General features: G+C 70.0%; 22 protein-coding genes. 7 read left to right on the top strand and 15 right to left on the bottom strand.

Annotation, left to right across the window (positions count from 1 at the left end):
• From AC1PMG_RS02855 to AC1PMG_RS02840, 4 genes are all read right to left on the bottom strand, one after another.
• Window positions 1-882, bottom strand: a complete 882-nt coding sequence (locus tag AC1PMG_RS02855; RefSeq protein WP_481110587.1) for an amidohydrolase family protein — start codon at window positions 880-882, stop codon at window positions 1-3.
• Window positions 879-1,913 carry an aldo/keto reductase gene (locus AC1PMG_RS02850; protein WP_481110586.1) on the bottom strand — a complete coding sequence of 345 codons (1,035 nt, stop codon included), beginning with the start codon at window positions 1,911-1,913 and terminating at the stop codon, window positions 879-881. The genes AC1PMG_RS02855 and AC1PMG_RS02850 overlap by 4 nt, the downstream gene beginning before the upstream one ends.
• A 410-nt stretch (window positions 1,914-2,323) precedes the next feature.
• Window positions 2,324-2,779 (bottom strand): hypothetical protein, encoded by a 456-nt coding sequence (locus tag AC1PMG_RS02845; RefSeq protein ID WP_481110585.1) that lies wholly within the window; start codon window positions 2,777-2,779, stop codon window positions 2,324-2,326.
• Window positions 2,779-3,486, bottom strand: coding sequence for an HAD-IA family hydrolase (locus AC1PMG_RS02840; RefSeq protein WP_481110584.1), 708 nt, complete (start codon window positions 3,484-3,486; stop codon window positions 2,779-2,781). The genes AC1PMG_RS02845 and AC1PMG_RS02840 overlap by 1 nt, the downstream gene beginning before the upstream one ends.
• A gap of 166 nt (window positions 3,487-3,652) precedes the next feature.
• On the opposite strand from AC1PMG_RS02840, the gene AC1PMG_RS02835 reads away from it, so the two are divergent.
• Entirely contained in the window at window positions 3,653-3,871 is a 219-nt protein-coding gene (locus AC1PMG_RS02835; RefSeq protein ID WP_026143701.1) for a hypothetical protein, read from the top strand.
• A 285-nt stretch (window positions 3,872-4,156) separates the two neighbouring features.
• On the opposite strand, the gene glpK is transcribed toward AC1PMG_RS02835, so the two are convergent.
• From glpK to AC1PMG_RS02815, 4 genes are all read right to left on the bottom strand, one after another.
• Window positions 4,157-5,656 (bottom strand): glycerol kinase GlpK, encoded by a 1,500-nt coding sequence (glpK, locus tag AC1PMG_RS02830; protein WP_148829561.1) that lies wholly within the window; start codon window positions 5,654-5,656, stop codon window positions 4,157-4,159.
• A gap of 103 nt (window positions 5,657-5,759) precedes the next feature.
• Complete coding sequence (locus AC1PMG_RS02825) at window positions 5,760-6,581, bottom strand: MIP/aquaporin family protein (protein WP_481110583.1); 822 nt, start codon at window positions 6,579-6,581, stop codon at window positions 5,760-5,762.
• A 160-nt stretch (window positions 6,582-6,741) separates the two neighbouring features.
• On the bottom strand, window positions 6,742-8,256 hold the full coding sequence (gene glpD / locus AC1PMG_RS02820; protein ID WP_481110582.1) for a glycerol-3-phosphate dehydrogenase: 1,515 nt from the start codon (window positions 8,254-8,256) through the stop codon (window positions 6,742-6,744).
• A gap of 450 nt (window positions 8,257-8,706) precedes the next feature.
• Window positions 8,707-9,567 carry a DeoR/GlpR family DNA-binding transcription regulator gene (locus AC1PMG_RS02815; RefSeq protein ID WP_481110581.1) on the bottom strand — a complete coding sequence of 287 codons (861 nt, stop codon included), beginning with the start codon at window positions 9,565-9,567 and terminating at the stop codon, window positions 8,707-8,709.
• A gap of 142 nt (window positions 9,568-9,709) precedes the next feature.
• On the opposite strand from AC1PMG_RS02815, the gene AC1PMG_RS02810 reads away from it, so the two are divergent.
• Together AC1PMG_RS02810 and AC1PMG_RS02805 are read left to right on the top strand one after the other, a co-directional pair.
• Entirely contained in the window at window positions 9,710-10,183 is a 474-nt protein-coding gene (locus AC1PMG_RS02810) for a YehS family protein (RefSeq protein ID WP_152238671.1), read from the top strand.
• Between the two features lie 156 nt (window positions 10,184-10,339).
• Entirely contained in the window at window positions 10,340-11,158 is an 819-nt protein-coding gene (locus AC1PMG_RS02805) for an HDOD domain-containing protein (protein WP_017907477.1), read from the top strand.
• Window positions 11,159-11,244: 86 nt separating this feature from the next.
• On the opposite strand, the gene AC1PMG_RS02800 is transcribed toward AC1PMG_RS02805, so the two are convergent.
• Window positions 11,245-12,498, bottom strand: a complete 1,254-nt coding sequence (locus tag AC1PMG_RS02800) for an exodeoxyribonuclease III (protein WP_481110580.1) — start codon at window positions 12,496-12,498, stop codon at window positions 11,245-11,247.
• A 74-nt stretch (window positions 12,499-12,572) separates the two neighbouring features.
• Between AC1PMG_RS02800 and AC1PMG_RS02795 the strand changes: the two genes are divergently transcribed.
• From AC1PMG_RS02795 to AC1PMG_RS02785, 3 genes are all read left to right on the top strand, one after another.
• Window positions 12,573-12,779, top strand: a complete 207-nt coding sequence (locus AC1PMG_RS02795) for a hypothetical protein (RefSeq protein ID WP_160945654.1) — start codon at window positions 12,573-12,575, stop codon at window positions 12,777-12,779.
• Window positions 12,780-12,943: 164 nt separating this feature from the next.
• Window positions 12,944-13,423 (top strand): hypothetical protein, encoded by a 480-nt coding sequence (locus AC1PMG_RS02790; protein ID WP_481110579.1) that lies wholly within the window; start codon window positions 12,944-12,946, stop codon window positions 13,421-13,423.
• Window positions 13,424-14,168: 745 nt separating this feature from the next.
• Window positions 14,169-14,954, top strand: a complete 786-nt coding sequence (locus AC1PMG_RS02785; protein WP_481110578.1) for a lysophospholipid acyltransferase family protein — start codon at window positions 14,169-14,171, stop codon at window positions 14,952-14,954.
• A gap of 51 nt (window positions 14,955-15,005) precedes the next feature.
• On the opposite strand, the gene AC1PMG_RS02780 is transcribed toward AC1PMG_RS02785, so the two are convergent.
• The 3 genes from AC1PMG_RS02780 to AC1PMG_RS02770 all read right to left on the bottom strand — a co-directional run bounded on the left by AC1PMG_RS02780 (window position 15,006) and on the right by AC1PMG_RS02770 (window position 18,113).
• The gene (locus tag AC1PMG_RS02780) at window positions 15,006-15,842 is read right to left on the bottom strand and encodes a DUF6348 family protein (RefSeq protein ID WP_481110577.1); all 837 of its coding nucleotides are present in this window, start codon (window positions 15,840-15,842) and stop codon (window positions 15,006-15,008) included.
• 245 nt (window positions 15,843-16,087) lie between these two features.
• On the bottom strand, window positions 16,088-16,822 hold the full coding sequence (locus AC1PMG_RS02775; protein WP_481110576.1) for a hypothetical protein: 735 nt from the start codon (window positions 16,820-16,822) through the stop codon (window positions 16,088-16,090).
• A 370-nt stretch (window positions 16,823-17,192) separates the two neighbouring features.
• Window positions 17,193-18,113 carry a LysR family transcriptional regulator gene (locus tag AC1PMG_RS02770; protein ID WP_481110575.1) on the bottom strand — a complete coding sequence of 307 codons (921 nt, stop codon included), beginning with the start codon at window positions 18,111-18,113 and terminating at the stop codon, window positions 17,193-17,195.
• A gap of 155 nt (window positions 18,114-18,268) precedes the next feature.
• Between AC1PMG_RS02770 and AC1PMG_RS02765 the strand changes: the two genes are divergently transcribed.
• A complete protein-coding gene (locus AC1PMG_RS02765) occupies window positions 18,269-18,973 on the top strand; it encodes an SDR family NAD(P)-dependent oxidoreductase (protein ID WP_481110574.1) in 705 nt (234 codons plus the stop codon).
• An 83-nt stretch (window positions 18,974-19,056) separates the two neighbouring features.
• Here the strand turns inward: AC1PMG_RS02765 and AC1PMG_RS02760 are convergent, their stop codons facing one another.
• The 3 genes from AC1PMG_RS02760 to AC1PMG_RS02750 all read right to left on the bottom strand — a co-directional run bounded on the left by AC1PMG_RS02760 (window position 19,057) and on the right by AC1PMG_RS02750 (window position 22,116).
• Window positions 19,057-20,295, bottom strand: a complete 1,239-nt coding sequence (locus tag AC1PMG_RS02760) for a sensor domain-containing phosphodiesterase (RefSeq protein ID WP_481110573.1) — start codon at window positions 20,293-20,295, stop codon at window positions 19,057-19,059.
• A gap of 364 nt (window positions 20,296-20,659) precedes the next feature.
• Window positions 20,660-21,322, bottom strand: coding sequence for a CPBP family intramembrane glutamic endopeptidase (locus AC1PMG_RS02755; protein ID WP_481110572.1), 663 nt, complete (start codon window positions 21,320-21,322; stop codon window positions 20,660-20,662).
• 179 nt (window positions 21,323-21,501) lie between these two features.
• A complete protein-coding gene (locus tag AC1PMG_RS02750) occupies window positions 21,502-22,116 on the bottom strand; it encodes a pyridoxamine 5'-phosphate oxidase family protein (protein ID WP_481110571.1) in 615 nt (204 codons plus the stop codon).
• Window positions 22,117-22,143: the final 27 nt, after the last annotated feature.

Raw genomic sequence — 22,143 nt, 5'->3', positions numbered from 1 at the left:
TCATGGGGCGGGACTCCAGGTGGGGGAGGAAGCAATCGGATCGGACAGGCGATACACGCGCCGCGCGGTGCCTGCGAACACCGCCTCGGCATCATCGCCGGCGTGCTGCGCGACCCAGGCCTGCGCCAGCGCCATCCAGGCGGCGTAGTCGGCGCGCTGGGTCAGCACCGGCCAGTCGCTGCCCCACAGCAGCCGCTGCGCGCCGAAGCAGGCGAACAGGTGCGCCACGTAGGGAGCAAGCGCGGGATCGTCGATGGCGGCGTCGGCCGGCAGTTCGGTGAGCAGGCCGGACAGCTTGCACACCACGTTGGGGTGCTGCGCCAGTTGCGCCACGCCGTCGGCCCAGGCCTGGAAATCGACGCCGCCGATGGCCGGCTTGGCGGCGTGATCCAGCACCACGCGCAACTGCGGATGGCGCTGCAGCCGTGCCAGCAGCGCCGGCAGATGCAGCGGCCGCACCAGCGCGTCGAAGGCCAGATCGTGCTGCAGCAGCGCGTCGAACGCCGCATCCAGCTGCGGCCGCGCCAGCCACTGCGGATCGGCCAGGTCCTGCACCATCGGCCGCAGTCCCTTGAGCAGGCCTGCGCCTTCGGCGCACAGCGCGGCGATGCGTGCGGCGACGTCGGCGGCCTCGAACTCCACCCAGCCGACCACGCCGACGATGCGCGGCTCGGCCTGCGCCAGTTGCAGCAGGTAGCGCGTTTCCGCCTCGCTCTGCGCCGCCTGCACTGCCACCAGCGCGGTCACGCCCTGCGCCTCCAACGTCGCGGCCAGGTCCTCGGGCAGGTAATCGCGGTACAGCACGCCCAGGTCCGGGGTCAGCCAGGCATAGTCGCCACGCGCCAGGCGCCAGAAATGCACATGGGCGTCGACGATGTTCACGGCGTCGGCACCGGCGCGCGCAGCAGGCCGTCGTCGCGCAACTGTTGCCACAGCGCAGCGGGAATCGGCGCGCGCAGGCGCGCGGCGGCGCTGGCCACTTCGGCCGGCGTGCGCATGCCCGCGACCACCGCGCTCACCGCGGGATGGGCCAGCGGGAACTGCAGCGCCACCGCGCCCACGTCCACGCCGTGCGCCGCGCAGGCCCCGAACAGGCGCTGCGCGTGCTGCAGCGTGGCCGGATCCACCGGTGCGTAGTTGTAGGTGTCGCCCGGCCCGCGCGCATCGCTCAGCAGGCCCGAGCTGTACGGCCCGGCGACCAGGATGCCGATCTGGCGCTGCAGCGCCTGCGCCATGATCCGCTGCGCGGCGTGCTGTTCGAGCAGGGTGTAGCGGCCGGCCAGCATCACGCAATCGAGCGGGAACAGCGGCATCAGCTCCACCGCCACGTCTTCCTCGTTGACGCCGATGCCGATCGCCCGGCATGCGCCCTGCGCCTTCAGCGCGGCCATCGTCGGCAGCGCCTCGTCCAACGCCTGCCGCAGCATCGCCGGATGGCGCTCGCCGTGGGTCAGGCGGCCGATGTCGTGCAGCAGCAGCACGTCGATATGATCGGTGCCGAGCCGTTGCAGGCTGCTGTCGAACGCGCGCAGCACGCCGTCGCGGCTGTAGTCGAATTCGGCGCGGCGCCCGGCCACGGCGAAGCCCTCGCGTCCCGGCGCGGCCGCGGCATCGTCGTAGACGCAGCGCCCGACCTTGGTCGAGAGCGTGTAGCTGGCGCGCGGCAGCCCGCGCAGGCCCTGCCCCACACGTTGCTCGCTCAGCCCGTAGCCGTAGTAAGGCGCGGTGTCGAAATGGCGGATGCCGGCGGCATAGGCGTCGGCCACCGCAGCCAGCGCCACCGCGTCGTCCACCTCGGCGTACAGATTGCCGATCGGCGCGGCACCGAAGCCAAGCGTGGACAGCTGCACGCCACTGCGACCCAGCGCGCGCGGCGCCAGGGTGGCGTCGGCGGCGACAGCGCTCAGCGCCATGCGCGTACGCCCGGCATGACGGCCACAGCAGATCGCCCACGGACGCGCGAGGGACGGGAATTGCTGGGGTTACGCATGGCACGCCTCTGCCCGGGATCGGGCGCGGTGGGTTATGGCCGCAGCATGCACGTCCGGGATGGCAACGGGCACCGCGACTGTTCGCATATGAATATAGCAATCACAAGTGAACAATCAACCTGCAGTGCAGCAATGCCGCTCGGCGTCCGGCCGCGCCAGCCGGCGCATGGCGTGGCCGAATACGAAGGCACCCGGTGCGCCCCCTGGATGCCGCAGCGTCGGTCGCGGCACATGCCACTGGGCACGCCGGGGAAGAATGGACGGCGCGACGACGCGATGAGCAGTTGCCTTTGCGCCGCGCGCGCCTGGCTGCCTCGCCCGGGTCGGCGGACTCAGCGCGCGGCCGGTCGCGCGCCGAAGGCCAGCCGGGTCGCCTTGCGGTCGAACTGCAGCGCCACGCGCATGCGCCCCTCGGTCATCGGCCGCACGATCCACTGCACCTGCGCCTGGCCGAAGCCGGAGGTCACCACCGGAATGGCCAGGAACCAGCTCGGTCCCGGCCCGACGCAGTACCAGAACGCATCGGCGGTCTGCAGCGCGGCACCCGGCGCGATCGAATACACATGGCCATAGCTGCCCTCGATGGTCTGTCTGGATCGCTTGACCACGGTCAGGTCGCTGCCACGCAACGGGCCATGCGCGCCAGGGAACGCCTGCTCGCGGAACGAAGCCTCCAGCAGATCCGTCACCTGGCTGCGCCCCATGCGATACAGCGCGCCGATCGACAGGGCGGCGCTGCCCAGGAAAACGATCGCGATCACCGCACCGATCGCCTCGGGCAGCCACATCAGGCGTCGCGGCCCATGGCCGCGCAGGTACCGCACGCATCGGCCTGCAGCGCAGGCGGCTGCGTGCGGTCATCAGGACCAAGCACGAGCGCCAGCAGCGCCTCCGGCCGCTGCAGCAAGGGCAGCGGCGTGTGCGGCTGCAAGGCGGCCGGCAAGGTGTAGCCCCAGGCGACACCGGCGAAGGCGATGCCGGCCTGGCGCGCGGCCTCGGCATCGCGGATCTCGTCGCCCACGCACAGCGCCCGCGCGGCGGGAACGCCGCAGGCGCGCAGGCTGGCGCGCAGCTTGCGGCGCTTGCCCAGTACCGCCGCGCCGCAGCGCACGTCGCGGAACTGCGCGAGCAGCGCGGGGCCGAGCACGCGCTCGACGTTGGCGTGGCTGTTGGAGGTGACCAGGGCCAGCTGCACCCCGGCCTGCGCCAGCTGCGCAAGCAGCTCGGCGACGCCGTCGAACAGGGCGATGCGCTCGATCTGCGCGCTCATCAGCGTGCGCATGCGTTGCGCCACCGCCGGCACCCGCCACCAGGGCAGGCTGCTGCGCGCCATCAGCTCGCGCGCGCTCAGGCTACGGATTTCGTCCAGCCGCTCCACGTCGAAGCGGCGAAAACCGAACGCGTCGGCGACGCCATTGATCGTGGCCAGGAACCAGGGGAACGAATCGGCCAGAGTGCCGTCGAAATCGAAGATGACCAAATCGTAGCGGTGCATGCGGCGCCAGCATGCCGGAGCGTCGGAGTCCGCGCCAGCGGCGGGCACTCCGATCGCGGCGGCGAGGCGCACGGATCTGCCCGCCTTTCATCCGTCCTTGGCATGCGCTTCACCCGCACGCGCTGCCATGGCGCGCACGCTGGAACGCCATCGCACGGAGAGGCTCATGCACATGCAATCCCCCAATCCTGGCCAGGACCCGCAGCAGCCACCGAACGAGGTGCCGGGCCAGGTGCCGAATCCGGGCGTGGACCCGACCCCGGACCGCCCGATCGATCCGATCCCCGACCAGCCGACCGATCCGACCATCCCGCCGATCCAGGACCCGGTCGGCGACGTCGACTCCCCGGTGCCAGGTCCGCGTGGGCCGACGCAGTACGTTTGAACCATCGCCGAGCGGATTGCGGTGCGGGAAGCGCTGGCGGGAATGGCGACGGTCGCGATTGAAGCACGGCGACCGGGCTTTCGCTGGCACGCCCGTCGCGGCTGAAGCCGCTCCTACGAGACTCAAGTCGCGGCTGCCAGCTTCGCGGCAGCACGAACAATGAAGCGGTCTTGCTGCCGACAGACGCAAGGCACCCCACCGTCGTAGGAGCGGCTTCAGCCGCGACCAGGCCTTCCCAGGAGCGCCCGGTCGCGATTGAAACCGCGCCTACGTGTCTTGCTCGCCTCAGCGAATCCGGAACCCCATCGTCGCCTCCACCGCCTGCTGCCAGCCGGCGTACAGCGCTTCGCGGCGCTCGGCCGGCATGTCCGGCTCGAAGCGGCGGTCCACCGCCCATTGCTGCGCGATCTCGTCGCGATTCTTCCAGAAGCCGGTGGCCAGGCCGGCCAGGTAGGCCGCACCCAGCGCGGTGGTCTCGGCCACCTCCGGGCGCAGCACCGGCACGTCCAGGATGTCGCTCTGGAACTGCGCCATGAAGTCGTTGGCGATGGCGCCACCGTCGGCGCGCAGTTCCTTCAGTTCGATGCCCGAATCGACCTGCATCGCGGTCAGCACGTCGCGGGTCTGGTAGGCCATCGACTCGATCGCGGCGCGGATGAAGTGCTCCTTGGTCGTGCCGCGGGTCAGGCCGAACACCGCGCCGCGGATGTCGCTGCGCCAGTACGGCGCGCCCAGGCCGACGAAGGCCGGCACGAAGTACACGCCATCGTTGTCGCCGGCACGCTCGGCGTAGGCCTGCGAATCGCTGGCCTTGCCGAGCATGCGCAGGCCGTCGCGCAGCCACTGCACCACCGAACCGGCGACGAAGATCGCGCCTTCCAGCGCGTACTCCACCTTGCCGTCCACGCCCCAGGCGATGGTGGTGAGCAGCCCGTTCTTCGACGCCACCGCCTTCTCGCCGGTGTTCATCAGCATGAAACAGCCGGTGCCGTAGGTGTTCTTGGCCATGCCCGGTTCGAAGCAGGCCTGGCCGAACAGCGCCGCCTGCTGGTCGCCGGCGATGCCGGCGATCGGCACCGCGTGACCGTAGAAATACTGGCCCTGGGTGTTGCCGTAGATCTCGCTGGACGAACGCACCTCCGGCAGCATCGAGGCGGGGATGTCCAGCAACTGCAGCAGTTCCTCGTCCCAGCGCAGTTCGTGGATGTTGTACAGCAGCGTGCGCGAGGCATTGGTGTAGTCGGTGACGTGGACCTTGCCGCCGGTGAGGTTCCAGATCAGCCAGCTGTCGATGGTGCCGAAGGCCAGTTCGCCGCGCTGCGCGCGTTCGCGCGCGCCCTCGACGTGGTCGAGGATCCACTTGACCTTGGTGCCGGAGAAATAGGCATCGATCAGCAGGCCGGTCTTGGCCCGCACCATGTCCTCGTGGCCGTCGGCCTTGAGCTGGTCGCAGATGTCCTTGGTCTGCCGCGACTGCCAGACGATGGCGTTGTAGATCGGCTGGCCGGTAGCACGGTCCCAAACCACCGCGGTCTCGCGCTGGTTGGTGATGCCGATGCCGGCGATCGCGCTGGCGTCCACCTGGTGGTTGTTGAGCAGTTCGGTGATCGTGGTGTAGACGCTGGTCATGATCTCGCGCGGGTTGTGCTCGACCCAGCCCGGCTGCGGAAAGATCTGCGAGAACTCGCGCTGGGCCATGCCGACGATGCGGCCCTGGCGGTCGAACAGGATCGCGCGCGAACTGGTGGTGCCCTGGTCGATGGCCAGGATGAACTGCTTTTCCATCGGAGACTCCTGCAGGATGCACGCCGCGCGCACGGGCGCGGCGCCAACGGGGAATTAGGGAGGCGCGCACGCCGCGCGCGGAAACGAAGGCGCTGCCAGCGCGCTAGGCGCGGCGCGCGGCAGCCTGTTCTTCTTCCAGCGCCTTCACCCGCGCCGGCAGGAACGGATAGATCAGCAGCTGGTAGGCGGCGCCACCGATCACGCCGCCGATCAGCGGGCCAACAATCGGGATCCACCAGTAGTTGTCGGCCGACGGTAGCGCCGAGGAGCCCCAGCCGGCGACGTAGGCGAACAGGCGCGGGCCGAAGTCGCGGGCCGGATTGATCGCCCAGGCTTCCAGGTAGCCCATCGACGCGCCGATGGTGGCCACCAGCAGGCCGATGATCAGCGCACCGGAATTGGCGGTGGGCGCGGCCTCGTTGTAGCGCTCGGTGATGGCGAAGATGCCGAAGATCAGGAACGCGGTCAGGATCACCTGGTCGCGCAGCGCGTGCATCGGCGTGATCGCCAGGCCGGGCGCGGTGAAGAACACCCCGGCCGCGCCACCGCCGGCGCGGGTGAGATGCTGGGCCTGGTTGTAGTGGTCGATCACCGGCGCAAACAGCAGGTAGACGATCCACGCGCCCAGGAACGCACCGATCACCTGGGCCACCCAGTACGGCAGCACCTTGGGCCAGGGAAAGCCGCGGTACAGCGCCAGCGCCAGGGTCACCGCCGGATTGGCGTGGGTGCCGGACACCGAGCCGGTGACGTAGATGGCGATGGTCACCGCCAGGCCCCAGGCGATGCACACGCCCCAGTAGGCGTGCTGGTAGGGGCTGGGGTCGTAGAGCACGTACATGCACGCCACCGAGCAGCCGAAGGCGATGATGATCAGCATCGCGATCGCCTCGGAAATCAATTCGCCCATCAGTTGCCGGCTCATGCCCATGCCTCCCGGCCTGCCGTCGTTGCCGCTGTCGATCCACCCATGCCTGCTACCCTCCACGGTTGCGTCCAGGTTCGTGCGCCACGGCGGGGGCCGGGCGCAGCGCGATTGTGCACGTGCCGCCGCGGCCCGAACCGGGCCGGCGGCAGCGTTTTGGTCACGCCGGTGCCGCGGCCAGCGTGGCCGGCGCCTGTTGCAGGTAGGCGACCAGGCGCTGGCGGCCGGCGTTGTCCACCCGCAAGCCAAGCTTGCTGCGCCGCCACAGCAGGTCCTCGGCCTCCACCACCCACTCGTGCTGGCGCAGGTAGTCGACCTCGGCCTGGTACAGGTCGGCGCCGAAGTGCTGGCCCAGGTCCTGCAGCGAGGCGGCGTCGCCCAGCAGCGTTTCCGCGCGGGTGCCGTAGTTGCGCGCCAGCCGCTGCGCGGTGGCCTCGGCCAGCCACGGCCGCGCCGCGCGCAGCTCGCGCGCCAGCGTGGCGATGTCGTTGCGCTCGCCGCCGGGCAGCGGCGCGCCGTGCGCGGTCCAGGCCGGCGCCTTGCGCCCGGCATGCGCGGTCAGCCGGTCCACCGCCTCCTCGGCCAGCTTGCGGTAGGTGGTGAGCTTGCCGCCGAACACGTTGAGCAGGGCCGCGCCGTCGCGCGCGTCCAGTTCCAGCAGATAGTCGCGGGTGACCTCGGCGGCGTTGTCCTCCTCGTCGTCGAGCAGCGGGCGCACGCCGCTGTAGCTCCATACCACGTCGTCCGGGGCGATCTGCTTGCGGAAGTAGCGATTGGCCGCCTCGCACAGGTAGCGCGTCTCCTCGCCGTCGATGCGCGGTGCGGCCGGGTCGGCGTGGTAGTCGACGTCGGTGGTGCCGATCAGGGTGTAGTCCTGCTCGTACGGAATGGCGAAGACGATGCGCCGGTCCGGCTGCTGGAAGATGTAGGCATGGTCGTGTTCGAACAGCCGCGGCACCACGATGTGGCTGCCCTTGACCAGGCGCAGCGCGTGGTCGTGGCCGACGTGCGCCACCTCGTCCAGGAACTGCACCGCCCACGGCCCGGCGGCATTGACCAGCGACCGCGCGCGCAGCTCCTCGCGGTGGCCGTCGGCGTGCTGCAGCTGCACCTGCCACAGGCCATCGACCCGGCGCGCGCCGACACAGCGGGTGCGGGTGAGGATGCGCGCGCCGCGCTGCGCGGCGTCCATCGCATTGAGCACCACCAGCCGCGCGTCCTGCACCCAGGCATCGGAATAGACGAAGCCGGTGCGGAACTCATCGCGCAGCGGCGCGCCCACCGGATGCGTGCGCAGCGCCAGGCGTCGCGAGCCCGGCAGGGTGCGGCGGCCGCGGCCGAGGTGGTCGTACAGGAACAGGCCGGTGCGGATCATCCACGCCGGGCGCAGGTGCGGCTGGTGCGGCAGCAGGAAACGCAGCGGCCAGATGATGTGCGGGGCCAGCCGCAGCAGCACCTCGCGCTCGGCCAGGGCCTTGCCGACCAGGGCGAACTCGTACTGCTCCAGGTAGCGCAGGCCGCCGTGGATCAGCTTGGTGCTGGCGCTGGAGGTATGCGCGGCCAGGTCGTCGCGCTCGCACAGGCACACCGACAGGCCGCGGCCCACCGCGTCGCGGGCGATGCCCACGCCGTTGATGCCGCCACCGACCACCAGCACATCGTAGGTCTCACGCATAGCCGACTCCGGAAGTGTCGTGTCCGGCTCGGCAACAGCGGCCGAGCGCAGGACTGAGGACGAAAAGATCGTAAACGAACATTTCCGAACATATCACGCTGCACTGCAGCGTGGCGTCGACAGCGCCCCGGAGCACAGGCCGAAGGCCCTCCCTGACTTAGACTGTAGACAGCCAAATGCGCACACGGGGGCGGTACGGCGTGTCGAATAGACAACATCACACAACATTAACGAAATAATTCGAACATAAGCCCCGTCCGCTGCTGGCGTCGGCGCCAGGGCCGGCGGGCCGACTCAAGGACACCTCCAACAACGCGTATTGCCGGAGCGCGGCGGGATGTCTTGGCTCGATTGATTGCAGGGGCGGCTCAGCCGCGACGGGCATTCCCGGTAAGGCCTCGCGGCTGAAGCCGCTCCTACAAATGGCCTGCGTGGTTGTTAGAGGCGCCCTTAATCCGCAGCCGCGTCCAGGTCCGGCACGCCCTGGTCGGCCGCATCGCCCTCGGCGACGAACACCCGGGTGCCGGCCGCATCCAGCACCGCGGCCAGCTCGTCCGGCGGCGCGCGGTCGGTGAACCAGGCATGCACCCGCCCGATCGGTCCCAGCCGGACCATCGCGTTGCGGCCGAGCTTGCTGTGGTCGGCGGCCAGGAACACCTGCCGCGAGTGCTCGATGATCGCCTGCGCCACCCGCACCTCGTGGAAGTCGAAATCCAGCAGGGTGCCGTCCGGATCGATGCCGGAAATGCCGATCACGCCGAAGTCCACCTTGAACTGGCGGATCAGCTCGATGGTGGCCTCGCCGGTGACGCCCTGGTCGCGGCCGCGCACGCGCCCGCCGGCCACCATCACCTCGAAGCTGGGATTGGCGCTCATCATCACCGCGACGTTGAGGTTGTTGGTGATCACGCGCAGGCCGCTGTGGCCCATCAGCGCGCGCGCCACGTCCTCGTTGGTGGTGCCGATGTTGATGAACAGCGAGGCGTCGTCGGGAATGTGCTGCGCCAGCAGCGTGGCGATGCGCCGCTTCTCCTGGGCCTGCAGCGACTTGCGCGCCGTGTAGGCCAGGTTCTCCACGCTGGACGGCAGGCTCACCCCGCCGTGGTAGCGGCGCAGCACGCCGGCCTCGCACAGCAGGGTCAGGTCGCGGCGGATGGTCTGCGGCGTCACCTCGAAGCGCGCCGCCAGCCCTTCCACCTCTGCATAGCCCTGCTGGCGCACCAGCGCCACCAGTTGCTCCTGGCGGGGATTCAGCGCGGACACCGCGCTCGGCTTGGGAATCGAATGGTCCATGCGCCGATGATGGCGCATGCGCCCGCGGATGCAACCGCGCCGCGTGCACACCCTCGGTGAACCGCAGCCATGGCCCGGGGTTGCGCGGTCTACGCACTGATGCGGACCAGCGCCTAGACTAGCGCCCCTCGCCGGGCCTGCCGGCACTCCCGCACCGATCATGCTCAACAACGACATCCTGCGCTCCATCCGCTACATGCTCGACCTGAGCGACCAGAAGATCGTCGATCTGGCGCACCTCGCCGATCCCGCGTTCCCGATCGACAAGGCGCAGATCCCGGCGTGGCTGAAGAAGGAGGACGAAGACGGCTTCGTCGAATGCAGCGACGCGGTGCTGGCGCATGTGCTGGACGGGCTGGTGTTCCACTACCGCGGCCGCGACGAGAGCCTGCCGCCGCGCCCGGTGGAGGCGCGCATCACCAACAACGTGGTGCTGAAGAAGCTGCGCGTGGCGTTCCAGCTGAAGGACGTGGACATGCACCAGATCTTCGACGCCGCCGGTTTCCCGGTGTCCAAGCCGGAACTGTCGGCGCTGTTCCGGCAGCCGGAGCACAAGAATTTCCGCCTGTGCGGCGACCAGTTGCTGCGCAACTTCCTCAAGGGCCTGACCCTGCGCGTGCGCACCGCCGGCTGAGCCGCGCGCACCGCTGCACCAGGGCGCGGCCGTCGCCGCGACGCCGGCCATCCACACGCCGGCCATCGCGAATCGGTAGGATGCGCGCATTCCGCCACCGTGGCGGCGTGGCCGGATGCCGGCCCTGCCCGCCTCCCGTTCCGTTTCGAGGGTCCCATGAAGCTAGAGGCGCTGTTCGACCAGTTGCACACCCTGCCGACCATTCCACAGGTGGCGCAGGACCTGATCCTGCAGTTCGATGCGCCGGGCACTAGCCTGGACGCGGTGGCGCGCAACATCGAGCGGGACCCGGTGATCGCGGCCAAGGTGCTGCGGCTGGCCAATTCGGCGCGCTTCCGTGGCGCGCGCGATTCCACCACGGTGGAAGACGCGGCGCTGCGCCTGGGCTTCAACACCTTGCGCACCCTGGTGCTGGCCTCCTCGGTGACCGGCGCGTTCCATGCCCCGGCGCATTTCGACCTGCGCGCGTTCTGGCTGCACAGCTTCGAAGTGGCCGGCGTGTGCCGGCTGCTGGCGCGGCAGAAGGGCCTGGACGCGGAGACCGCCTTCACCTGCGGCATGATGCACAACATCGGCGAACTGCTGATCCAGACCGGCGCGCCCGACTACGCCGCGCAACTGCACCCGGACGCCTCGTCCAGCGGCCGCGCCGCCGACGAGACCGTGCAACTGGGCTTCGGCTACCCGGAAGTGGGCGCCGAGCTGGCGCGGCGCTGGCACCTGCCGCAGGTGATCCAGACCGCCATCGCCTTCCAGGCGCGGCCGCTGCAGGCCCCGGAAGGCGAGCCGATGCCGAAGGTCGTCGCCCAGGCGGCGCTGGTCGCCGACGCGCTGGAACGCCACGGTGGCGCCAACGACCAGGCGCGGCAGGCGGTGACCGGCCCGCTGCTGGACGACGTGGACCTGGACGCGCTGTTCGCCGCGCTGCCGGACGTGATCGAGGCCGATCGCGCGTTTACCGAGATGTTGAAGTAAGGGACGACGTGCCGCCGCGTCGGTCACACCGCGCGGCGGCATAGCGGGACTGCGTCTTTCCGATTCTGCCGTACCCTCATCCGGCGCTACGCGCCACCTTCTCCCGGTGGGAGAAGGGATGGTTTGCGGCGTTTGCCGCCGCGCGCGGGCGTCCGCGGCACCGTGGCGGCAACACGTGGCGTGCGCGCTTTCGGCGTGTTCGCTTTTGTCGCCTTTGCGCTTGTAGCCTTTGCGCTTGTCGCCTTTGCGCTTGTCGCCTTTGCGCTTGTCGCCTTTGCGCTTGTCGCCTTTGCGCTTGTCGTCTTTGCGCTTGTCGTCTTTGCGCTTGTCGCCTTTGCGCTTGTCGCCTTTGCTGCCGGCGTTGGCTTAGTCGATTTCGCTGCGGTCCTGGCCGTCGTCTTGCCGTTGCTCCGCGCTGCCGCCTTCGCCGCTGGCGACGTCGCGCCAGACGCGGATGTACGTGCAGACTTCTTCGCAGCGCCGCGCGTGGTCTTGCTTCCAGCGCCCTCGACGCCGCGCCTCGGCTTGGCCAATGATTCGGCTGCACCGCGGCCCGGCGACGCGGTCACCGCGACCCAGGTCGGCGCATGGTCGCTGGCATGCGGCAGGTCGCGTACCCAGCGGTCGACCCCTGCGTCGCGCAGGCGCGCGGCCAGCGGCGGATTCAGCAGCAGGTGATCGATGCGCAGCCCGGCATCGCGCTGCCAGTGCTGGCGGAAATAATCCCAGAAGGTGTACACGCGACGCTCGCCGTGCACTTCGCGCAGGCTGTCGGTCCAGCCCTGCGCCAGCAGCTCGGCATAGGCCTGGCGGCTCTCCGGTTGCAGCAGCGCATCGCGCCGCCACGAGGACGGGTTGTAGATGTCCGCATCGGTGGGCACCACGTTGAAGTCGCCGATCAGGGCCACCGGATGCGGCAGCGCCACCAGCTGCTGCGCATGCCGCTGCAGCCGCGCGAACCAGTCCAGCTTGTAGTCGAATTTCGGACCCGGGCGCGGATTGCCGTTGGGCAGGTACAGGCAACCGACCAGCACGCCGTGCGCCATCGCCTCGATGTAGCGGCTCTGGGTGTCGCGCGGATCGCCGGGCAGGCCGCGCCGGCTCTCGACCGGATCGCAGCCCCTGGCCAGCAGCGCCACGCCGTTCCAGCTCGACTGCCCCATCCACACCGCGCCGTAGCCGGCGGCATGCAGCTCGGCGAGCGGAAAGCCCGCATCCACGCGCTTGAGCTCCTGCAATCCGACGATGTCCGGCGCCTCGCGCTGCAACCATTGCAGCAGCTGCGGCAAGCGGCTGCGGATGCCGTTGACGTTGTAGGTGGCGATCTTGAGCGTCTTCATCCGGCGCGCCTGCAGAACCTGCCATCACCTTCGCCCCGCTACCCTCGTCGCATCGTGAAAACGGGAGCCACCGCATGACCCCGCTCGACAAACCCTTGCGTCGCGAACTGGAGATCGACGGCGTGCACTACACCCTGACCGTGGACCCGGATGGCCTGAAGCTCACCGAGAAGGGCCGGCGCAAGGGCCTGGAATTGCGCTGGAGCGCACTGGTCAGCGGCGACGCGGCATTGGCCACCGCGCTGCAGGCCTCGTTGGCCGATCGCCCCGGCAAACGCTGAGCGCGAGCGCGGCCGGCGACATGCCCGGGCCACGCGGGCAGGCATGGCCACCGATGGTGCTATCGTCGCGCCATCGGCAACCAGCAGGGAGCGGGCGGATGCACAAGTGCGGCGATGATGCGTTCGAAAATGGGCAGACGCGCTCCCGGCACGCGCGATGGGGCATGGGCACGCTGCTGCTCGCCCTGCTGCCGCTGGCGGCTTGCGCCGCGCCGGACGTGCCGGACAGCCTGCGCGTGTCCAGTACCGACACCTACGCCGCGGGCACGCCCGAATGGCGGCAGGTGCGCGATTGGCTGGCGCAGCATCGGCCATCGGACGCCGGCCCGGCACGGGCCCAGAACCTGGAGCGACTCGGCCCGCTGATGCTGACCTACGCACGTGCGCTGCACGGCGTGCCGACCCAGGCGCCGGTAGCGTTGCCGCTGCCCGACCAGGGCGCGCCCGGCGACAGCATCGCCATCGCCAGCTGCATCGACGGTCTGCGCCAATCGTGGATTTACGGCGTTGAGGAAGCGTCCATGCATGACTGGACGCTGACGTCGTTCGCCATCTCACAGCGTGCGGACTGCACACAGGCGACAGCGCGCGCTGAGCCGGCGACCTCAGCAGACTCTGCAGGCGCGCCATCGGCGCACCGCTAGTCACTTGCCATGGCTCGGTGAGCGAGGTTGACTTGTGGGAGCGGCTTCAGCCGCGACAGACTTTCCCCCTAACGCCTCATCGCGGCTGAAGCCGCTCCTACGGCGCACCTCCCCGGGGGTGATGGGGTTCCCTTCAGCGCCGACGACCCCAGCACCGCTGGGCATCGACCAAGCAACCGCCCTCCTACCCGACAAACGTACCGCAAATCACCGTAGGAGCGGCTTCAGCCACGACGAGTGAAGCAGACCGGCCATCCGATCCTGGAAGCAGTCGGGACTGAAGTCCCTCCCACAACGCACCCAGCCAGCACACCGCAAGCTCCGGTAGGAGCGGCTTCAGCCGCGACGAGCAAGGCAAACCAGCAATCCGTTCCTGCAAGCAGTCGGAACTGAAGTCCCTCCACACTGCCCCCGCCCAGCACACCGCAAGCTCCCGTAGGAGCGGCTTCAGCCGCGACGAGCGAAGCAGACAGGCCATCCGTTCCTGGAAACAGTCGGGACTGAAGTCCCTCCCACAGTGCCCCCGGCCAGCACATCGCCAGTCCCTGTGGGAGCGGCTTCAGCCGCGACGCGCGGAGCAGACAGCACGCCGAACCGCCGGCAGGTCGCCCGTGGATGCTCAAGTACACATGCCTCGGCTACCATCGCCGCGGGCGCGCCGCCGCGCGTGCCGACCGTGCCCTCACCTGCGATCCCGATGCCTTCCGCTTCGCCCCTACATGCTGCAGACACCCCGATCGGCCGCGTGCGCGCCATCGTCCGGCTGGCCGTCTGCATCGCGGCCAGCCTGCTGCTGATCCCGCCGCAGTGGCTGCTGATGCGTTTCACCCGCGGCCGCGCCGCGTTCGTGCTGCCGCGGCTGTGGTTCGGCTGCCTGCGGCGCGCGTTGGGGATTCGCGTCGAGGTGGTGGGCACGCCGCGCGACGCGGGCGGGACGCTGTTCGTCGGCAACCACATCTCCCACTTCGACATCGTGGTGCTGGGCAGCCTGCTGCGCGCGCGCTTCATCGCCAAGAACGACATGGAACGCTGGCCGGGCATGCGCCACATCGGCGCGCTGGCGCAGACCGTGTTCATCAGCCGGCGCCGCCAGGATGCGGCCGCGGTGGCCGCCGCCGTGGCCGCGCAACTGCGCCCGGATCACGACGTGGTGCTGTTCGCCGAGGGCACCACCTCCTCCGGCGAGCGGGTGGCGCCGTTCAAGTCCAGCCTGTTCTCGCTGTTCCTCAGTGCCGACCCGGGCGCGCGACAATGGACGCTGCAGCCGTTCACGCTGGAGGTGCGCAGCGTCGACGGGCACCCCATCGCGCAAGGCGGCGATCGCGATGTCTACGCCTTCTACGGCGAGATGCAGGCCGGTACGCACGTCGCGCACTTCCTGCGCCTGTCCGGCGCGGTGGTCAGGGTGACCTTCCACGCACCGCTCGCGGTGGCGCCGGGCAGCGACCGCAAGGCGCTGGCCGCGCAGTTGCACGGCATCGTGGCGTCGGCACTGCCCAGCGCGCCGGCGGATGCCGCGGCGGCGGCCTAGACCGCCGCTACCCAACACCTGGCGCGCACTCGGGCAGCGCGCGATGACGCGTCAGTGCGAGGTGTCCGTCGCCACCGGCTCCGGCAGGCGCACCACCGCATACTGCTTGCGGAACTCCATGGCGCCCAGCGCCGGCCAGGTCTCGGCGTAGCGGCGCAGGCAGGCCACGCCGTCCGGAAAGTCCTCGCCGTTGACCCGGCAGTCGGCCGCGACCTCGCCGTCGGCGTCGCGCGAGGCGAACAGGCGGATCCCGAGCATGCGCTGATCCCGCTGCAGCAGCGGCATCAAGGCGTCCAGGCTGTTGGTGAACAGGCAACACGGGCAGAACGCGTGTTCGGTGTCCTCGCCCGCCGCGGCCCGCGCGGCGTCGCCATTCATGTGCGCCACCGGCCCCAGCACCACCGTGCGCCGCACCGCGGCCTCGGCCGTGGCCGAGGCCGGGAACTCCATCTGCAGCGTCATGCAGCGCGCATCGGCCGGCGCGGCCACCGCCTCCGATAGCGCCACCAGATCGGTGCGCGCCCAGGTCGTGAAGCCCGAGGCCAGACTCGCGTCGGTGTCCTCGCCGATGGAATGCTGGAACTCGACGATCCCGTCGGGGAACAGGCTGCGGTGATGCACGCGAATGCAGCTGGCCGTGCGCACGCCGCTGCGCAGCTCGGCCAGATCCACCAATTCGGTGAGCAGTTGCAAGCCGTTGCCGAGCACGACCACCTCGTCGTGCAGGGTCGCCGCATGCCCCTCGCGCTGCAGCACCTGCAGCAACAGCTGCTGCAGTGCATGGCGCGGTTGCGCGTCGGGCGCGGGCTCCGACCCTGCAGCCTCGTGGGCGGTATCGACCCCGCGCGGCGAGGTGCGGGACAACAGGCGTCGCAGTCGATCGATCATCCTTGCTCCAGGGCGCCAATGCGCAATCGGTCGCCGGAAGTATGCGCAGTCGCCCGCGGCCACGGCAACCGGCGACGCCACGCCGCCCCGGCGACCAGCGAGCCATAAGACGGCGCCAGGTGCCTCGGTGTCTCTCGCGCCGTACGCCAAGCGCAGGCACGTCCACGGCCACCGCGCCGGGTCTCGCAGCGGCAGACAGCGCCCGGTGCAGCGGCCATCCGCGCGCCGCACCGACACAGCGTCTGTCAGCGTTTGGCTGCCTCGCACAGCTTGCGGTTGAACCAGGTGGACTTGGCGATCGGCAGGTAGGCGTCCCAGTCGCTGGGCGGCAGCATGGTGCTCTGCTTTTCCAGTTCTGCCTGGAACGAGGCCTCGTCGCGGCTGCGGCCGGCCATGGTGCCGTCCAGCGTCGCCAGGCATTCCTGCGGCCGGCCCAGGCGCAGCAACGTGATGGCGCGGTCGTTGGCGAAGCGGTCGCGATCGAGCCAGTTGAGGAAGCCGCCACACTCGCCTGCGAACGCCTGCATGCCGGCCAGCGCCTTGTCATAGCGCTTGCCGCGGTAGTCCTGCAGATAGGCCTCGCGCCGCCGGCTGCTGGCCGCGGCGGTGCAGCCGGCCGGCAACCGCAGGTAGTCGCCCTCGAAGCTGGCGCGCATGCCGCAATAGTCGCGGCAGCTTTCCTCGGTCAGCGCGGCCACGTTGAACCCGCCCGGCACCGGCTTGAACGCCAGCTTGCACGGCACGTCGCCGGCATCGTTCACCTCCGCCTTGTCGCCCTGCAGCGTGCCCGACAGCGAGCAGGTGTGGCCGTTGGCGCCGACCGACAACAGGTCGAACTGGCGCGCACCGCCCTTCTCGGTGACCCGCATGCTGCCCCAGCCTTCCTTGGTGCTGTATTCGCCGGGTGCGGGGCCGGCCGCTGCCGCGGCGAACGCCACCAGCCCCACCAGCATCGCGCTCCATCCGTATCGCCGTGCCATCGCCTGTTCCTGCCTTCGATCAGAGCCGGCAAGTGTGCGGCATCGCCGCGGCGGCGGGCCAGTGCCGATGTTGCATCCCGCAGCGACCGCCTGTGCGCTCGGCCGAATCGCACCCGGCATGGAGGCGACGGCAGGCGTGCCTGGTACAGTCCTGGCCACGACGCGGCGGTGTACGCCGATGCGTACGTCCTGGCGCAACGACGCCAGGACGTGCGTGACGCCGCAGGACGCGATGGCGCGGATTGAGGCATGCAGGCAGTGCGCGATCTGCGCGATCACCGCGGTAGCGTACGCATGCATGCCGCCGCACGGGCCGTTGCAGGTGTCCGCCCTTGCCCCTGCCTGTTGCGACCATCGCCGCCCATCCAGCTCAGCGTAGCGGCATCCGGCTGCGGAACTCGGCCAGCACCAACCCACGGAGCCAGCGATGCGCTGCGTCGTGCTCCAGGCGCGGATGCCACAGCATCGACACCGTGATCGGCTCGGTGACCACGGGGAGCGCAAACGTATGCGCGGGCTCGCGCAGCATGTCGGGCTGCGCCGCCATGAACGAGGCCGGCACCAATGCGATCAAGTCCGAGCCGCGCGCCACCGCCAGCGCCGCGGAAAAACTCGGCACCACGGTCGCGACATGGCGGACCAGGCCCAGCTGCTGCAGCGCCGCGTCCACCGGCCCGTGCGCCCGTCCGCGCCGCGAGGCCACGACGTGGCCGAACGCCACATAGCGCTGCGCACTCACCTCCTTGTCGCGCGCCAGCGGATGGCCGCTACGCACCGCGCCCACGAAGCGATCGCGAAACAGGCCCTGCACGCGTACCTCCGGCCCCATCGCGCCCAGCACCCCGATTTCCAGATCGGCCAGGCCATCGCGCAGCGGCCCCGCGCTCTTCTGCGCCTTGGCGACGAACTGCAGGCGGACCTGCGGCGCCGACGCCGCCACCGCGGCGACCAGGATGGCCGCGAACGCCTCCACGAAGGCGTCGTTGGCGCGCACGGTGAAGGTGCGCTGCAACGTCGCCGGATCCAGATCGGCCGGCGCCGGGCGCAGCACGGCGCGGGCGGCCTCCACCGCGTCGCGGGCGCGCTCGCGCAGCTGCAGAGCGTGCGGTGTCGCCACCATCGTGCCGCCCGCCCGCACCAGCAGCGCATCGCCGGTCGCTTCGCGCAGCCGGGTCAATGTCCGGCTCATTGCCGACGCGCTCAGCCCCAGCCGCCGCGCGGCGCCGGCCACGCTGGCTTCCGCCAGCAAGGCGTCGAGGGCGATCAACAGATTCAGATCCGGTTCCGGCATACGCGCTTCCCGACAGTGGCGAACGGACACAGGCGTCCCATGCAAGGCCTCAATGCATCCGGCGCGCGTTCCGCCTGGCGGCATGCGCGCCTAGAGTGCGCAGACCGCTGGTGGGCCTCGCGTGCCGAGGCCGCGCCGGCCTCGAGGAGACCACCATGACCCACACCCCTGCACACACCACCGTCCTGCTGATCGGCGCCTCGCGCGGCCTGGGCCTGGCGATGGCCGAAGGCTACCTGAGACGCGGCTGGCGCGTCATCGCCACCGAGCGCGCCGGCACGCCTAGTGCGCTGCACCGCCTCGCCGCCGAATATCCGCAAACGCTGCGCATCGAATGCGTCGACATCACCGTCCCGGCGCAGCTGGCCGCGCTGCGTGCGCGCCTGGCCGGCGAGATCCTGGACCTGCTGTTCGTCAACGCCGGCGTCAAGAACGACGATCGCGAGACCGTCGCCGATGTCGCCACCGACGAGTTCGTCCGGGTCATGGTCACCAACGCGCTGAGCCCGATGCGCGCCATCGAAACCTTGCGCGACCTGGTGCGCGACACCGGCAGCATCGGCGTGATGTCGTCCGGGCAGGGCAGCATCGCCAACAACAGCAATGGCCAGTACGAGATCTACCGCAGCAGCAAGGCGGCGCTGAACATGCTGATGCGCAGCTACGCCGCACGCCACCGCGACAGTGCGCACACCTTGCTGCTGATGGCACCCGGCTGGGTACGCACCGACATGGGCGGGCCGCAGGCGCGCCTGTCCATCGACGACAGCATCCCGCCCCTGCTCGACACCATCGATGCCGCCCACGGCCGCGGCGGCCTGCACTACCTGGATTACCTGGGCCGCGTGGTGCCGTGGTAGAGGACGCCGCGTGCATGGGCCGCAGGCCTGCATCGGCCAGGCTGCCCATCGATCGCGCCACGCCCGCAACGACGCGCCGCGGCTCAGCCGGCGTCGGACAGCGCCAGGTCCAGCGCCGCATCCTCCGATAGCGGCCGTGACAGGAAATACCCCTGCACCAGGTCGACCTGCAGCTCGCGCAGCGCGTCCAGTTCCTGCGCCGTCTCCACACCTTCGGCCACCACCCGCGTGCCGATCTCGTGGGCGAAGTTGGTCAGCCCCTTGGCCAGCGCGCGGCGGCTACGGTCGGAATGGATGCACTGGGTGATGCTCATGTCGAGCTTGATGACGTCCGGCTGCAGCTGCAGGATGTGGCGCATGCTGGCGTAGCCGGCGCCGGCATCGTCCACCGCCACCTGCGCGCCGCGCTCGCGCAGCGGCGCCAGTGCCTGCGCCAGGGCCTGGTAGTTGCGCACGATGGCGTGCTCGGTGATCTCCAGGGTCAGGCGCGTCACCTCGGTGTCGTCGCCGAGCAGGCCCGCCAGGGACGCGGACATCATCAGCTCCGGCGACATGTTCACGCTGAGCCGGTACTGCGGCGGGAAGCGCCGCAGATACGCCAGCGCCTTGGCCAGCACGTGCAATTCCAGACGAATGCCGACGCCGGCCAGCTCGGCCTGCTGGAACCACTGCGCAGGCCCACGCTGCGGCGCGACGTCGAAACGCGACAGGCACTCGAACCCATGCAGGCGCAGCCCCTGCAGCGCGAACACCGGCTGGAACACGATGCGCGGCGCGCCCGCCGCCAGCGCGCCGTCGATCTCGTCGATCATCGCCTGCCGTTCCAGCTTGTGCGCCTCCACCTCGTGCAGGCGCAGCGCGAAGATCTCGGCGAACGCACGCAGCATGCCGATGTCGCGCTCGCCCAGGTCGTGCCGCGGCAGGAAGCTGAAGCAACACAACGTGCCGTAGATCCGCCCGCCCACCTGGATCGGCACGCTCATGTGCGAGCCGATCGGAATCTGCCACGTCGCCGGAATGCACTGCGCCGCCGGCACCAACGAGGTATCCGGAATGAGTTGCGGCAACTCGCCCTGCACCACGCGCATGCAGTAGCCATCGGCGAACGGCAGAATCTGGCCCTCGTGGATCGGCCCATCGGGCGGCCCGTCCACGTGATCCAGCACGCGGTCGGTTTCCCGGAAGCGCGACAGGAACGCCACGTCCATGCCCAGGTGCAGGCGCACCACACGCAGGCAGCGGCGCAGTTCGCGGTCGCTGATCTCGCCCGACAGCAGCTCGAACAACGGATGAGGTTCTGGCAGATCCTCGGTCGACGCCATCCCGCTTCTCCCCTGAAAGCGTTGCGACCCGCGCGGCGCGCGCCGTGACGACGCGATCGGGCAGCGGGGAACCCCGGACCTTCCCCCGTTTGTCCAGCGGGCGACACGTCCTTGTCGTTCGACTGTAAGCCGTGGCGTACAGCGGCGAAAGCGCCGACTTGTTCAGGAATGTAACTGTCTACGCCAGCGACCACGCCAGTGAGGCTGCCGCCGCGAATTCAGCTAACGAACGGCCACCGTCGCCGGAGTGGTCAGGCATGGTGGCCGGCGGCATGTCGTCGATGGAATGGGCGGCCTGCCTCTCGCACGCCGACGCTGCGATCAGCAGGCGCACGCCCGCCTGCCGGCGCGCGCGCCCAGCGCATCAGACGTAGACCATCAATCCCAGCAAATCCAGCGCGGCATGCGCCACGATCGCCGGCCACAGCCGCCCGGTGCGCGCCACCCACCAACCCAGGATCAGCCCGACCACCACGATGCCGATGGCGCCGACCGGCCCTTGGTACAGGTGGTACGACGCACGGATCGCCACGCTCACGTTCACCGCGAACGCCGGGCTATGCCGCCGTTCCAGCGCGCGGATCACATAGGCGCAGACGAACACCTCCTCGAAGATCGGATTGAGCAGCGAGACCAGCACCACCACGCCCGCCGACAGCGGCCCGGCCACCAACGCGTCCATCGACGGATTCACCTCGGCCGCCACGCTGTCGTTCAACAGATTCAACGGATAGGTCGCCACCAGACAGGCGGCCAACAGCGCCAGGCCAACGCCGATGTCGCGCGCCTGCCACTGCAGCCCCAGCGCCTGCGGCGTCCAGCCGCGGAACCACAGCGTCGGCAGCAACAACGCCAGCACCAGCAGCTCGTAGAACACCATGCCCCACAGGTTCGCGTCGGAAAACGACGGCTCCACCACCGGCGCCAACACCGCCAGCGCACTCCAATAGATCGGCAACCCGAATGCCACTGCCATCACCAGCAGCAACTCGCCCCAACCGCCTGAGGGTTCCCCACGTTCCCGCATCCACACTCCCCTGTCGTTCGCTGCGCGCCGGAACGGCGTCGCCGCCGCTTCCCACCAGGGGCGCACCGTAGCAGGGTGGCATGACCAGGGACATCGGTGGCGGCGTCACGCGACGGCGCGCAGTTCAACCCGGCGCGGCGTGATGCGCGCGGTGCTGCGCGCATACCAATCCCGTCAAGCTAGTACAGCGCGTCCCGGGTGCGCTGCGGCAATTCCCGGTCGTAGGCCTCGCCGTCGAACGCGCCGTCGGCCAGATGCGCGTGCATGGTGCCGGGGCTGGGCAGGCGATCGCGCGGCAAGTGCCGCGTCGGATCCCACAGCTGCGAGCGCACGATCGCCTTGGCGCAATGGAAGTACGCCGCGTCGATATGCACCACGATCACGCTGCGCGGCAAGCGCTCGCCGACCGCGAACCGCGCCAGCAGATCAGGATCGACGCGGATCTCGGCACGGCCGTTCACGCGCAAGGTTTCGCCGATGCCAGGAATCAGGAACAACAGCGACAGCCGCGGATCCTGCAGTAGATTGCGGAGCGTATCGACGCGGTTGTTGCCCGGCCGATCCGGCAGCGCCAGCGTGCGCGCATCCAGCACCTGCACGAATCCCGGCGCATCGCCGCGCGGCGAACAGTCCAGTCCCTCGGCACCGGCAGAAGCCAGCACCACGAACGGCGATGCTTGCACGAACGCTTGGTAGTCGGCGTTCAGGTGGTCGAGTTGCTTGCGTACGGCGCGCTCGGCGGGTTGGCCGTACAGGGCTTGGACGGCGTCAAGAGTGAGGGTGTGATAGTCCATCTTGGCGCCCTATCCCAGTGCACGTAT

The sequence above is a fragment of the Xanthomonas sp. NCPPB 2250 genome (genome assembly GCF_056725265.1).
The sequence above is the reverse complement of the archived record's forward strand: the minus strand, read 5'-3'. Positions and strand labels throughout refer to the sequence as shown.

Coding starts and splice junctions, on each gene's coding strand:
- AC1PMG_RS02850 (WP_481110586.1), bottom strand. CDS start 1,913: ATGGCGCTGAGCGCTGTCGCCGCCGACGCCACCCTGGCGCCGCGCGCG.
- AC1PMG_RS02845 (WP_481110585.1), bottom strand. CDS start 2,779: ATGTGGCTGCCCGAGGCGATCGGTGCGGTGATCGCGATCGTTTTCCTG.
- AC1PMG_RS02840 (WP_481110584.1), bottom strand. CDS start 3,486: ATGCACCGCTACGATTTGGTCATCTTCGATTTCGACGGCACTCTGGCC.
- AC1PMG_RS02835 (WP_026143701.1), top strand. CDS start 3,653: ATGCACATGCAATCCCCCAATCCTGGCCAGGACCCGCAGCAGCCACCG.
- glpK (WP_148829561.1), bottom strand. CDS start 5,656: ATGGAAAAGCAGTTCATCCTGGCCATCGACCAGGGCACCACCAGTTCG.
- AC1PMG_RS02825 (WP_481110583.1), bottom strand. CDS start 6,581: ATGAGCCGGCAACTGATGGGCGAATTGATTTCCGAGGCGATCGCGATG.
- glpD (WP_481110582.1), bottom strand. CDS start 8,256: ATGCGTGAGACCTACGATGTGCTGGTGGTCGGTGGCGGCATCAACGGC.
- AC1PMG_RS02815 (WP_481110581.1), bottom strand. CDS start 9,567: ATGCGCCATCATCGGCGCATGGACCATTCGATTCCCAAGCCGAGCGCG.
- AC1PMG_RS02810 (WP_152238671.1), top strand. CDS start 9,710: ATGCTCAACAACGACATCCTGCGCTCCATCCGCTACATGCTCGACCTG.
- AC1PMG_RS02805 (WP_017907477.1), top strand. CDS start 10,340: ATGAAGCTAGAGGCGCTGTTCGACCAGTTGCACACCCTGCCGACCATT.
- AC1PMG_RS02800 (WP_481110580.1), bottom strand. CDS start 12,498: ATGAAGACGCTCAAGATCGCCACCTACAACGTCAACGGCATCCGCAGC.
- AC1PMG_RS02795 (WP_160945654.1), top strand. CDS start 12,573: ATGACCCCGCTCGACAAACCCTTGCGTCGCGAACTGGAGATCGACGGC.
- AC1PMG_RS02790 (WP_481110579.1), top strand. CDS start 12,944: ATGGGCACGCTGCTGCTCGCCCTGCTGCCGCTGGCGGCTTGCGCCGCG.
- AC1PMG_RS02780 (WP_481110577.1), bottom strand. CDS start 15,842: ATGATCGATCGACTGCGACGCCTGTTGTCCCGCACCTCGCCGCGCGGG.
- AC1PMG_RS02775 (WP_481110576.1), bottom strand. CDS start 16,822: ATGGCACGGCGATACGGATGGAGCGCGATGCTGGTGGGGCTGGTGGCG.
- AC1PMG_RS02770 (WP_481110575.1), bottom strand. CDS start 18,113: ATGCCGGAACCGGATCTGAATCTGTTGATCGCCCTCGACGCCTTGCTG.
- AC1PMG_RS02765 (WP_481110574.1), top strand. CDS start 18,269: ATGACCCACACCCCTGCACACACCACCGTCCTGCTGATCGGCGCCTCG.
- AC1PMG_RS02760 (WP_481110573.1), bottom strand. CDS start 20,295: ATGGCGTCGACCGAGGATCTGCCAGAACCTCATCCGTTGTTCGAGCTG.
- AC1PMG_RS02755 (WP_481110572.1), bottom strand. CDS start 21,322: ATGCGGGAACGTGGGGAACCCTCAGGCGGTTGGGGCGAGTTGCTGCTG.
- AC1PMG_RS02750 (WP_481110571.1), bottom strand. CDS start 22,116: ATGGACTATCACACCCTCACTCTTGACGCCGTCCAAGCCCTGTACGGC.